11 protein-coding genes are annotated in these 13,194 nt (G+C 46.3%); 5 read left to right on the forward strand and 6 right to left on the reverse strand.

The genetic code is table 11. The annotated features are described in order from the left end of the window. Window positions 1–44: 44 nt before the first annotated feature. From OB236_RS23130 to OB236_RS23150, 5 genes are all read right to left on the reverse strand, one after another. Entirely contained in the window at window positions 45–1,247 is a 1,203-nt protein-coding gene (locus OB236_RS23130) for a Ger(x)C family spore germination protein (protein WP_262686094.1), read from the reverse strand. Further along, window positions 1,247–2,761 (reverse strand): spore germination protein, encoded by a 1,515-nt coding sequence (locus tag OB236_RS23135; protein WP_262686095.1) that lies wholly within the window; start codon window positions 2,759–2,761, stop codon window positions 1,247–1,249. Before OB236_RS23135 ends, OB236_RS23130 begins: the two co-directional genes overlap by 1 nt. Window positions 2,762–2,793: 32 nt before the next feature. Continuing rightward, window positions 2,794–3,894 carry a GerAB/ArcD/ProY family transporter gene (locus OB236_RS23140; RefSeq protein ID WP_262686096.1) on the reverse strand — a complete coding sequence of 367 codons (1,101 nt, stop codon included), beginning with the start codon at window positions 3,892–3,894 and terminating at the stop codon, window positions 2,794–2,796. A gap of 16 nt (window positions 3,895–3,910) precedes the next feature. Further along, window positions 3,911–4,147, reverse strand: coding sequence for a hypothetical protein (locus OB236_RS23145; protein WP_262686097.1), 237 nt, complete (start codon window positions 4,145–4,147; stop codon window positions 3,911–3,913). Between the two features lie 195 nt (window positions 4,148–4,342). Further along, entirely contained in the window at window positions 4,343–4,972 is a 630-nt protein-coding gene (locus tag OB236_RS23150) for a DUF1796 family putative cysteine peptidase (protein WP_076235025.1), read from the reverse strand. 290 nt (window positions 4,973–5,262) lie between these two features. On the opposite strand from OB236_RS23150, the gene OB236_RS23155 reads away from it, so the two are divergent. The 3 genes from OB236_RS23155 (at window position 5,263) to OB236_RS23165 (ending at window position 8,174) form a co-directional block, all read left to right on the forward strand. Beyond that, complete coding sequence (locus OB236_RS23155) at window positions 5,263–5,457, forward strand: hypothetical protein (protein WP_076235027.1); 195 nt, start codon at window positions 5,263–5,265, stop codon at window positions 5,455–5,457. A gap of 224 nt (window positions 5,458–5,681) precedes the next feature. Then, entirely contained in the window at window positions 5,682–6,065 is a 384-nt protein-coding gene (locus tag OB236_RS23160; RefSeq protein WP_262686098.1) for a hypothetical protein, read from the forward strand. An 18-nt stretch (window positions 6,066–6,083) separates the two neighbouring features. Further along, window positions 6,084–8,174, forward strand: coding sequence for a methyl-accepting chemotaxis protein (locus OB236_RS23165; RefSeq protein WP_262686099.1), 2,091 nt, complete (start codon window positions 6,084–6,086; stop codon window positions 8,172–8,174). On the opposite strand, the gene OB236_RS23170 is transcribed toward OB236_RS23165, so the two are convergent. Next, the gene (locus OB236_RS23170) at window positions 8,140–9,114 is read right to left on the reverse strand and encodes a helix-turn-helix domain-containing protein (protein WP_262686100.1); all 975 of its coding nucleotides are present in this window, start codon (window positions 9,112–9,114) and stop codon (window positions 8,140–8,142) included. The two genes, OB236_RS23165 and OB236_RS23170, sit on opposite strands and share 35 nt — an antisense overlap. Window positions 9,115–9,378: 264 nt before the next feature. On the opposite strand from OB236_RS23170, the gene OB236_RS23175 reads away from it, so the two are divergent. Both OB236_RS23175 and OB236_RS23180 read left to right on the forward strand, forming a co-directional pair. Continuing rightward, window positions 9,379–10,908, forward strand: coding sequence for a type 2 periplasmic-binding domain-containing protein (locus tag OB236_RS23175; protein ID WP_262686101.1), 1,530 nt, complete (start codon window positions 9,379–9,381; stop codon window positions 10,906–10,908). Window positions 10,909–11,035: 127 nt separating this feature from the next. After that, window positions 11,036–13,180 carry a glycoside hydrolase family 52 protein gene (locus OB236_RS23180; RefSeq protein WP_262686102.1) on the forward strand — a complete coding sequence of 715 codons (2,145 nt, stop codon included), beginning with the start codon at window positions 11,036–11,038 and terminating at the stop codon, window positions 13,178–13,180. The last annotated feature ends 14 nt before the right edge of the window (window positions 13,181–13,194 follow it).

The following is a 13,194-nucleotide window of genomic DNA, read 5'->3' on the forward strand; positions in this document are numbered from 1 at the left end:
ACGGGAGTGTGTTCATTCGCTTTCGTTAAGCTTTTTTTGCGTTCTTATTGCTTGGTTTGCTGGTCTACGGATTGTACGATCGTTCCCATACGTCTCAGTATGGTATCAGCCTGCACATGGACCTCCAATTGTTTGAATTCTTCATTCCAGTCTTTGTATTGAGACCAGATTGTTGGGTTTTTTTGGTGAATAAGCTCTCCAAAACCAAAAATATCGGTTCCATATTGCTTTTGTATCTTGTGAATGGAGTTAGTAATCAATTTTTTTATTTTCTGATCGCCTTCCTCCTTCAATTTGTCAAGCACGGGCTTTTGGGTGATGTCGACATTACATTCGATGTCTGATATATTTTGCTCTACGCGGACATGGATATCAACAATCGGTTTTCCATTTTTGACCCGGGTATTCATGTGAGATCTTACATTGACAACATCTAGGGATACCGTGCCGTTTTCGCCTGGGCAGGAAAGATAACCAACGGTTTGATTGACTGTATTTTGCACATAGTTCAGCGCCTTCGTCTCATCCTCGTCAAGCCAGCCTACCATACGATCTACCTTGAAAATAGCCATGCCTGAATACCTTAATAATGCCGGTGGCGCAATCTTTTCGACATTCAGGGTACTCTCACCAATAATCTTACTCCCGATAATTTCTACTCCGGTCATTGCAGGACTTTTACCAGGCTTGCTGAGATCCTGAATCAGCTTATCAAGCGTAATTTTACCGGTTGCGGCCCACAGCTTATCTGAGGCCTCAAGTGTTGTATATAAATTATTTGCCGGAATCGGATCCATACGGCTGAAAACCTTTAGTACCTCGGAGGCATCGGAATTTTTGGCAATGATCAGAAAAAAATCGGTCCGCATTTGCGGGTTTCTGGATATGAAATCAAGCGGTTTGCTAATTCCCGATTTAGCAAGCTCTTCCCCAATTACAATCATACGCAAATGTGCATAATACAGCTTGCGCGGTACCTGAACCTCCATACGTCGCAGTGCTTCAGGGAGTGTTTTACCTGATTCCACAAAAGTGACGACTGGACTGGCATTGCTGCTAACTCCGGTTTTGGGGGCGACCCGGGACGGATTCACGAGTTGAACGCTTACTTTATACGTGTCGTCCACTTTATCGAGGCCAAGCCCAACAACGAGACTGATTTCATTCAATTCATTACGGTCCCAGCAGCCAGCCAGCAGGGGAATCAGCATGCCTATGATCAAACACATCGCGAGTTGTCTCATCATTATTCCTCCTGCTGGGTAGAGCTCCTTTTTTGTCTAACCAGATTACGGGGCTTTAGGCTTTTGGGCCGGGTAATCATGCTCATCAACGGGAACCTGACGAGTGTATCCTTTTGATCTGACATGTGGAAGGGAGCAAAGGGTGACATGTAGGGGACGCCCAGTGAGGACAAGCTGCACATATGGATGACGAGCAGAATAATCCCCATAAATATGCCAAACAGACCGAATGTCCCCCCAACGAGCATCAAACAGAACCGTATAATACGTGCTGTAATTCCCATATTGAACGCAGGAATAACAAAATTGGCTATGGCGGTTATAGAGACAACAATAACCATACCGGCGGTGACCAAACCGGCTTCAACTGCTGCTTGTCCGACGACCAATGTACCTACAATAGAGATGGCTTGTCCAATCGTCTTGGGCATACGAACGCTCGCTTCGCGGAGGATTTCGAAGGTGATTTCCATAATCAAGGCTTCGATCAGAGCAGGGAAAGGCACCCCTTCGCGTTGGCCTGACAGGTTGTAGAGCAAGGTCGTGGGAATCATTTCCTGATGGAACGTTGACAAGGCAATGTATAGTGAAGGCGTTAATGTTGCGATAACGAGACACACAAAGCGCAGCAAACGAATCAGGGTGGCAAAATCACTTCGTTGGTAGTAATCCTCGCTGGATTGGAAAAATTGTGTGAATAGTGCTGGGGCCAACAGCGTGAACGGGGTGCCGTCCACCATTACTCCTATTCGTGCCTCCATTAATCCGGCTGCGACAACATCCGGCCGCTCTGTATTGTAAATGGTCGGAAATGGGGTGTAACGCTGGTCCTGAAGAAACTCTTCGAGATAGTTGCTTTCCAGTACAGCGTCAATATCGATTTGGTTGATACGGCTGCGGACCTCGTTAACCAGATCATCAGAAACCAGATTATTTAAATAGACGAGGGCTACCTCGGTTTGGGTGACGGTGCCAATCTTGAAAAATTCGATCCATAGATGACGGCTGTTAATTTTACGACGCAGCATCGCCGTATTCCAGGAGAGCACCTCCGTGAAGCCTTCGCGGGGGCCGCGTACGACGGATTGCACATTTGGTTCTTCAACGGTACGGGCCTTTACTTGCTTGGTTCCAACAGACAGGCCGTAGGCACACCCTTCAATAAGCAGGATACTGCTGCCAGAAAGCAGTCCATCGAATAGTTCCTCAAAGTGAGTGACCTCTCTCACATCACCCTCAGAAATCACACTGACCTTGTAGTGGTAGAGAAGACTCTCAGGATCGGACAAATCCTGCGGTTCATAGGCATCGGCAAGCAGAGCCTGCAGCATGACCTGTGAATTGGAATAGCCCTCCACATAAATAATAGCAGCCTTCAGGAACGTATTCCCGATCCCGTCTATTTGGAAATCCCTGAATCTGATATCGCCGCTGTTGCCCAGGGTTTGCTTGATATGCTTCAGGTTAGGCTCCAACTGATCGCTAATTGTATCGGTCATATCTTCAGAATTGCGCATAGCTTGGGAAGTCACCCCATTTCACGATCAAATTAGTTGCTGCTGTTGGCACTCTGGCGGCGAATGAGCGATACGCCGAATACAAGCAGAGGAAGTATCAGCATGAACAGAAGAGAGAAGGCCGCCCAGCTGTGGGTGAGCAGTTTGATGACAAACATCGTACTGGGATAGCACATCGACGATAGCACAATCATTCCGATCGCAAATGGCCAGACGAATGGCTTTTCATCCTTGAAATTGAAAATCTGTGCCATACCGAGGACAGAGGCATGGAACGTTAGTGTAATCTTCATGAATATGGATAAAATCCAGAGAAACATCATCACGGATTCGATACGTTCCAGAAATTCACCGATGTTAATGTGCTTCGCAACCGCATAGGCAGGAAATAATTGATTGGCTGTAAGTGCAGGCCCAAGAACAAGAATACTGGAGAGGGTCATAATAATGATGAGGCTGCCACCTATGGACATGCCTATAATAAATCTGCTTCTGCGATCCTTGGTACCAACTGATACGTATGGATAAAACATGAGCAGCACAACCATCTCCTGAAGAGCGAGAAAATTGTAGGCACCCTTAAATACAGGCTTGATACCAAACTCCAGCAGCGGATAGAGATTGTCAAAGTGAAACTTGGGTGCAGAAGTAAGGATGAGCAGGATAAATAGCCCAAACATCCATATAATAAAAATTTCCGCCGCATGGGTATATACTTTGAGTCCTGCCCGAATTGCCATAACGATAACGAAGGTGAAAATAATTTTTAATATTTCCATCGGTGTGTCCGGCATAATTTGCGATGTCAGAAAAATCCCCATATCGCCAAGCATCAGGGAGGCAAGAATATAGCAAAAGGCTACAAACAGCAGAGCCACGAATTTTCCGATCCAGGGTCCGAGCGATATGATGCAGTATTCCACAAATGTCTTATTCGGATATCGATTACCAAGCGTGGCATACAGCAGCACAAGAAGGATATTGATAACAACACCTAAGATACCTGCCATCCAGGCATCCTGCTTCGCATCGATGGCCAAACCGCCGGGCGTGATCAGAATGGAGGTACCCACCGCAAACATAATAACGAGAATCATAAAAGAACGCGCCTTTATGGTTTCCTTTGAATCCATTATCCACACGTCCTCTTCATTCAAATACGGAATAGATCGCCTGATTTAACGGTTCAAATGTCGTATTGATCCATTCGAGTGGATTGGGTAACGGAAATTGGAGGGCTTCCAATACACTCAGAATACCGGCACCGCACATCAGCAGCAGGAATAAAGTAAGCTCTTTAAACTTGCTCGCTTTCCACAAAGCGGGGGCCTCCAATGAAGCAATGAGCATGATAACCACGATAACACCTGTTACAATCCATGCCATAGTTTCCTATCCTTTCTTGCAGATTATTGTTAATATTGTCCGAAACCAGTTTTTTTAACCAAATTGGAGTTTCTCGTTATGACAATAAAAAAAGCGCTAGATGTGTTGTCTCTGCAAGAAGACAAGGATATCTAGCGCGATACATCCATACTGCAGAACGAAGTCCAGGCTCGTTTGCTTCCTCTTGATTGTCCATTAGTAGCTAAGCGTGAAGCCTCTCATAATGGTGTTCCAAGCCTGATCGGAGCCTTTCCAATCGCGCCCGCTTGGTATATTAACCGAGCTCACTCCATCGATACCCCAATCCTCGTGCATCACTGTGTGTAAGCCGCTGGCATGATTATTAACAATAAGTAATCGAAATTTGCCGTACATCAATGTGTTCAAGGCCGCTTTAAGTTGGATCGCTTCTCTCTTGGACGTTTGTGTTCTAATAAATAAAACCGGACTGCTGTACCTTGCTGTTCTCAAAAAACGCTGAACTCGCCGATCGATCTTTCCTTTGAAAGGAGGATAGGCATCCCATATTCGCTCGGTCGTAAGGTACCGGGGGAAATCGTGAAATGAGACAACCTCATAAGCATTATCTCTGACAACGAAATGATCATAGGTTCTGTCAATGAGCTGGAGATGATCGAACTCCATAAAACCATAAAATCGTTTGCGAATCAGTTGGACCAGATCAGGTACGGAATCAGAAATAAACCAATCCAAGGGACCGGCAAATTGACGCAATCCCAGTCTTTGTAACTGATGAGCCGTTTGACAGGTCGTACCTAAGCTAAGATAGGCTTTATAACTGCCCGTACAGTCATTCCACTTCATAGCGATCACTCCTGGTCAAAAAAATAGTAACGGATTTATCGGAAAAACAGGCATACACACAAGATCTAAACCTTAAACTAGTATATAAAGGCCCAGCGGCATGTGTAACGGCTAATGACATATGACTATCAGATTTGGAAGCGCTAACAATAATGGTGTGAAGGAATGAGTCTGCTTGGAGATCAACGGCTATTGTGGAGGAGCTTGGAAAAAATATATTTGGCATTTATCTTGTTCTAATCAAACATTAATGTTGCATTGCTAATCTTGAATCTAAAGGAGTGATTCATATGACATCTTCTTATTTCAACGAATGGCTGGATGAATATAATGATTACTTGAGACTATATGAAATTTTTGGAGATAAGGAGTATTTGGAGGAAGCGAGGGAAGTACTCGTCAGTTTGAAAGCGATGGTTGTTCGCGCTGAATACCATCAAAGATTCCTACACCAAATCATGAACGGAGGTGTCAATGCTTCGTAATATATGGCAATAAATGGTAAAAATTGCATCCTACATAGACATATTCCAATTATTCTGATCTGAACACGGAAAAGCAGCTCCGGGTTCTTTTTTTTACAATTTTCCTGCTTTTATTTAATATAGTTAGCTATCTCATCACCTATACTCAATGATATAGGGATTCATACCTATTCTAGTGATCCTAAAGACCAATACGAGTGATATGGACAAGGAGGCCTATGTGTATGGTAAACGAAACAGCTGTAATCTCGAAGGAAGAAGCGGTGGAGGTACTTACTCATTACATGGTACGTGTAGGGGAATTAAAACAGTCGTTAGAGGTAGTAGAGCTGGGTGGAGATGGCAGCACTCAGGCATGGATCGACCTTACAGAGAAATATGCTTTGATCGAAAATGATATCAGAAAACATCATGAATACATAAGCTCTGGGGGAACCTTTGGCATGAAAGCCGCCTTTTTTGAAGCTGCGATTAAGGATATGTATATAAGCATGACCCATTTGAACATGGATATGAATGCCAAGGATGCTGCGCCTCAGTTGGGTCGTGTACTGGTCGAAATCGACGGTTATTCGAGGTTTTGGATGTCGCACTCCAATAGAATCTAGCTTAAGGTGGGGAATCGGGTGATTAAGCAGAGAGCGTTGATGCAATTTACAAGGATTCAAACCAAATTCCTGGTATTTATGCTTCCCATCCTTATATGTTTGACCTTATCTTTGTCGTGGATCAGCTATACGTTCTCGCAAAATATGATTACCCACGAGATCGAAGGCAAGATGAACAATCAATTGCAGCAAACCATTCACGATATTCAAAACAAGCTCTCTTCGCACACCCGAATCCCGCAAACTGTGGCCAGACTGGTCGAAGCACGGGGAATGGCGTTGAATCCACAGGATTATAAGGCCATGCTGCTGAATGTTCCCTCCTTAAATCCCGATACGCTGGGCGTTGGTGTCTGGTTTGAGCCCAAGCGATACAAGCCGGAACAGCAGTACTTTGGACCCTATGTGTACAAGGATGGGGACAAGGTGACCTATACCGAGCAGTATATGACCGCGGAGTACGATTATCCCACAACAGATTGGTACCGGAATGGTATAAATTCCAGAGAAAGCGCGATTTTTACGGATCCGTATTATGACGAGACAATCAAGACAACGATGATTACAGCAACCGTCCCTTTTTATGATGAGCGCAAGCAGTTTCTGGGTGTGACCACTGGTGATATCAGCTTGAACAGCATGCAGCAAATGATCAAGGAAATTAAGGTCGGTGAAACCGGATGGGCTTTCCTGATGGATAAAACGGGCAAGGTCATCGCCGACCGGGATGCGCAGAAGGTGATGAAGGACGAGCTGTATAAGGATGCCAATCCTTCCCTCGCTGCTCTGGGCAAAAAGATTATGGAGGACGTTAAGATTGGCGGCTCCAGCGGATTTCAAGGAGGCTTTGAGCAGTCCGGGAAGCAGGTTCGGGTGTTCTATTCGATCATCCCCGAGACTGGCTGGAGCTTTGCACTGGCGATACCGGAGCAGGAGCTGTATGCTCCATTGAATAGCCTGCTGCAGCGGATGCTGATTGTGATTGTTATTGCGGTATTGGTCATGATCGGAGCCATTATTGCTTTCAGTCGTTATATTACGACCAACATTCACAAGGTGAATGCGTTATCGACCTCGCTTGCTGAAGGAGATTTCAATACTCGGCTTGAGATCCGAACGAAGGATGAATTTGAACAGATGGGACATAACTTCAATCGTACGATCGGAGTTTTGAAAGGAATGATGGGCCAGATTTCGGTCTGCTCGCAAGAAGTGGCTACCCAGGCCGAGCAGCTGAAGCAGGGAGCGATGGAGACGAATAAGGCTACGGAGGAGATTGCTACCTCCATTCAAGGCGTTGCCGAAGGTACGGAGAAGGAAGTCCATATTATCGGCAATTTGAAGCAAATGTCTACCGAGATTTCTCTGGGTATGGAGCAAATTGCAGGTAGTGTTGAGTTGGTCAGTGAATCGTCTTCGACCGCGATGGCAGCTGCGACAGCAGGCAATGAATCGTTATATGAGTTGATCCGGCAGATGAACACGATACACGGCACGGTTCATGAATCGTTTCATAGTGTCAAGCAGCTGCAGGATAAGTCACAGCAGATCGATGATATTGTGAGCATGATCACGACAATTTCCAGGCAAACGAGCATGCTTTCGCTGAACGCTGCCATAGAAGCGGCCCGTGCAGGTGAGGCGGGAAAAGGTTTTGCAGTAGTAGCGGGAGAGGTGCGCAAGCTGGCTGACCAGGCTGCGGAGGCGGCGAATCAAATCAGAGGCGTGATTACGGAAATTCAGGGAACGATTCAGCAAACGGCACAGAGCATGGAATCGGGCAGGCTGGCAGTCGCCGCTGGCATGGAGAAGGCCGGAAATGCTGGTAATTCGTTCGGGGATATTGTGGACGCGGTGAATAAAGTATCACAGCAAACGGAAGAGGTATCGGCTGCTGTAGAGGAAATCTTCTCAAGTGCTGAGAATATGGTCCATGAAATGGATGGAATTGTTCATTTGGCTCGTGAAACCGCAGATAATTCGGGTTATGTAGCCGCAGCCGCCCAACAGCAGACTGCTACGATAGAACAGGTCGCTTCGTCAGCGGGTACTATTTCCAAACTCGCTTTTGAGCTTAAAGCCTTGATGCTGCATTTTCGCTACGAATAACATTTCCAGCCAGAGTAGAGGGAGCAAGCGATTCCTGATGAGCGTTGATCCGGGGATCGATGATTTGCTCCCTGTATTCGCTTGGCGTGATATCGGTCCATCTTTTAAATTGGCGGCTAAAATGAGGGCTTGTTCGATACCCGAGCATCATCGCAATATGATCCACAGACAGGTCGGTTTGCAGCAGCAGACGTTTGGCTTCGTTCAACAAAATTTCAGACAAATATTTACGCGGGGCTTTTCCGTATACCTGATGAAAAATACGATTGACCTGGGAGGTACTCATATTAACCGACTTGGCAATATCCTGTACCCAGGTCCGTCCATTTTCGTGAATCTGCCCATGCAGCAATAGAGTTTGTACGGAGTCCTCAATCTGCTCGGCAATTTGACTGGCAATGACTTCTTTTTTGGTCAGCATGACATTATCGGATTGCGACAGCTGGTCAATCAGGCTTCCAAGCAGATCGAATACAGCGGAATGAACCTTCATGCTTTTCGAGGTGGACAAAATGGTGCTTTTGATCTCGATCGACAGGTCATAAAGGGTAGCTAATGCAGGTTGAATGCCTATCGCCAGCGGTGATGCTGCCGGATAATAGGTCGTTTGGTGATGCTCCAGCTCCTTGGAAAAAATACGGTCAATGACACTGAAGTGCACGCAGAAGTAAGTGAAGCCATGCGGTCCGGACGATTTGCAGGAATGGGTAACCCCTGGCCGAATAAACAGAATGTCCCCTTGGGTTTGTCGATAAATGTGCCCATCTACGACCATCTCCATCTCACCGTCAATGACCCAATGAATTTCGTACATCGGATGCTCATGAGAAGGATAGCTCCAGTGCGAATCGACCTTTCGTCCATGCAAACCCATGAGTTGAACGGTAATTCGCAGATCAGGAAGCCGTCCCAGCTCAAATTCTTTAGAATAGCTTTTCATCATTACGCCTCCCGTTAATTCCGGTATTTTCAGTTTCATGCAACAGGTTATACTAGTATATCACCGAATTTGATCAGAGGAAAATGCGCGAAAAGGGTAAATTGTAGCCACGATTAGTGTATCGTCATTCATTAAGGTTAGTGGTATGTTAGTATTACTACTAAACAAGGGAGGGTATGACAGCGGTCCGGGGCATTAAGAATGCATAGAATGAAAACGATTTCAATTTAGCTGTTACTTTATTATTACAAATGGAGGTCAGCCATGAAAGCACTGAATACTAAAAAAAGAAGTGTAGTTGCCATTACTTCAATCGTGACAATGTCGTTGTTAGTCGGCTGTTCGAGCAATACCAATAATGCCGCTCCCCCAAGTAATTCAGCACAAGGTCCAGAACCGCTGCCCATCAAAATATCGTTGAATTTTGACGGAAAGGATATCCCGCAGCCTGGGAATGAAGCACAGAAGGCGATAGAGAAATATACGAATTCGAAGCTTTCGATTAACTTGATATCGAGCAACGATTTCTGCAGCAAGCTTCCCGTTATGATTGCCTCGGGTGACATGCCGCAAATTCTCGCCAGCTGTGGAGCGCCCAATCAATCGTACCTGATCAGTGCAGCGCAGAATGGGGCTTTCTGGGATATCGGTCCTTATATTAAAGATTACAAGAATCTGTCATTAATGCCGCCGGCTGTGTATGACAATGTGAAGATTGACGGCAAGTTGTATGGGATTCCACGGTATCGCCCGTTCGCCAGATATGCTTATACGTACCGGAAAGACTGGTTAACGAATGTAGGTCTTCAGCAGCCCAAAACCGTTGATGATTTATACAACATGTTTAAAGCGTTTACAAACAATGACCCCGACAAAAATGGGGTTAACGATACTTACGGTATGACGATGATGATTAAGAATGATTCCTTAAGACCTGATTTCGGTGTAACGTTCGGTGCACCCAATGCGTGGGGTCTGAAGGACGGTAAATTTACCAAATCCGAGGAAACCCCGGAGTATTTCGAAGCCATCAAATTTACGAAAAAATTGTATGACGAGAAATTGATCAATCAGGATTTTGCTTCGATCGATGTGCCTAAATTTGAAGCCAATCTGGAAAATGCCAAAAGCGGTGTTATTAATGAGGCTACCAACAAAATACTGACTTTTGAAACTCGTGTTAAAAGCCATAATCCGAATGCCGTTATGGATGCTTTCAGTATTGTGGAAGGCCCTAAAGGCAAGTTGATTAATGGCGAACGCGGCTCCAACGGTATTCTGATGTTCCCCAAATCGAGTGTCAAAACAGAAGCCGATTTAAAGCAGTTGCTTGGTTTTATTGACAAGTTGTCCGATAAACCGATGGCTGATTTACTGGAATGGGGTATTCAAGGCAAGCACTATGATCTGAAGGATGGAAAAGCGGTCAGAACGAATCAGGATGCCTTCGACAACGAAGTAGGTTTCCCTTATAAATTCCCTTTTGAAACGGTTCCTGTTACCAAAATCAGAACTGAGGGCGTACTCGACCCTATGACCAAGCTGCAGATCCAGCTCGAGGAAGATAACGATAAATATGCGGTGCTTGATCCAACGATTGTGCTGATCTCGCCGACGTGGGCAACCAAAGGCCAGGAGCTGCAGCAAATTTTGCTGGATGCCAAGGTGAAATACATCATGGGCAAGATTGATGAAAATGGCTGGAAGGCCGCAATAGATAAATTTAAAGGCGCAGGCGGAGATCAAACAGCCAAGGAATACGCAGAAGCTTACGCTAAGACACAAAAGAAATAATAGAGAACTGCCATTAAGGTAGAAACAGAAAAACTTCCACAACAGGAGGTTTTTCTGTTTCAGCCGACATCCTGCGATTTGTTAAATAAGATAGGAATACGCTTTTATTTTAACTTGGGAGGACATCATGACGGATCGAATATTTTTTAACGCACATCATTCGCCTATCGGTGCATTTGCCAGCTTTACACTGGGATTCCGCGGTGCTAAGGGCGGGTTGGGACTTGAGCTCGGCAAGCCAGCCGATCAAAGTGTATTCATTGGATTGCAGTCCGATGACGGCAGCTTGTATGAGGCTCTGCCCTTCTTTGCGGAGGCTGTGGATGCTGTGGATGAAAGTGCAAGATACGATGTGGAAAAAGCGGAAGAGACCGTCCCTGCGAACAAGCAGCGTCTAGTTTCTTACCCTGCTCAAAGCATCGTTCGCGATTTTAAACTAGGCACGGATACATGGAAAGCGGGAGAGCTTACGTTTCGAATTTATTCACCGGTATGCAGCGTTCCTGATCCAGAGACTGCAGAGGCTAATCTATTGAAGGAAGCAATCGTTCCGGCTGTTTTTGCCGAGCTGACTATAGATAATACGAAAGGCATCCGCACAAGGCGGGCTTTCTTCGGCTATCAGGGCAATGATCCTTATAGTGCGATGAGAAGGTTGGACGATACGAGCGAAGGTCGATTTAAAGGTGTCGGGCAGGGGCTTAACACAGCTATTGTTTCCCTGGACCCGGATACTTCTTCCGCTCAGGGCTTTACGATGGAGAAAATTTTGAGCAATTCCCTGAATGAAAACCGTGCGTTCGGCCTTGGCGGATGCGGCGCCCTGATTACGGACGTTGCGGCCGGTGAGAAGAAAACCGTGCGGTATGCGATCTGCTTTTATCGCGGAGGCATTGTTACGGCCGGGATGGATACGTCCTACCTGTACACACGCTTTTTCAAAAATATCGAAGCCGTTTCGGCCTACGCACTTGAGCATTATGACGCACTGGCCGCTTCATGCGAGCAATCGAATGAAATGGTCAATACAGCCCGTTTATCCGATGACCAAAAGTTTATGCTTGCTCATGCTATCCGCAGCTATTACGGCAACACACAGCTGCTGGACTATGAAGGGGAGCCCTTCTGGGTGGTCAACGAAGGCGAGTATCGGATGATGAACACCTTCGATTTGACAGCAGACCAGCTGTTCTATGAGCTGAAGATGAACCCGTGGACCGTCCGTAACGAGCTGGACATGTTTGTGCGGAGGTACAGCTATGAAGATCAAGTAAGCTTTCCCGATGATTCTGTCGAATACCCCGGAGGTATCAGCTTTACCCATGATATGGGTGTAGCCAATGTGTTCTCCCGTCCACAGTATTCATCCTACGAAATATCCGGTATTAAAGATTGCTTCTCCTACATGACGCATGAGCAGCTGGTCAACTGGATTTGCTGTGCCGTCGTGTATATGGAGCAGACGGGGGACAACGATTTTCTGAACCGTCATCTGGCCACGCTTAAGCTATGCTTCAATAGCATGCTGAACCGGGATCATCCGATTCCCGAGCAGCGCAATGGGATTATGGGACTCGACAGCAGCCGAACGATGGGTGGAGCGGAAATATCGACCTATGACAGCCTGGACATTTCTCTGGGTCAAGCGCGCAACAACATTTATATGGCAGGCAAATGCTGGGCCGCTTATGTTGCACTTGAGAAGCTATTCCGCAGCACAGGCGAGGAACAGCTATCCATCGAAGCGGGCAAACAAGCGGAGCGATGCGCAGCAACACTTGCCTCCAAGATGACGGATCAGGGATATATTCCCGCAGTTATTAATGAGAATAATGATTCGAAAATTATTCCGGCCATAGAGGGTCTGATTTTCCCTTATTTTGCAGGCTGCGAGGAAGCTTTGGATGCGAATGGCAGGTTCGGTCCTTACATTCAGGCTTTGAAGCAGCACTTGGCTGCCGTTCTGGTCCCCGACATCTGCCTGTTTCCTGATGGAGGCTGGAAGCTGTCTTCAACCAGCAGCAATTCATGGCTGAGTAAAATTTATTTATGCCAGTTTATTGCCCGTAAGCTGCTGGGCTTCCCGCAGGATGAGAAGGCCGATGCGGCTCACGTTGCCTGGCTGAAGCATCCGGAGCATTCGTACTGGAGTTGGAGCGATCAAATTCTTGCCGGGGTTATTATCGGCAGCAAATATTATCCTCGAGGCGTAACTGCCATATTGTGGTTGCTGGAGGAGCGTAATGAGCGGAGGCACTCCCTTTCTCAGTAGTAGCGGCACATCTT

Source organism: Paenibacillus baimaensis (assembly GCF_025567575.1).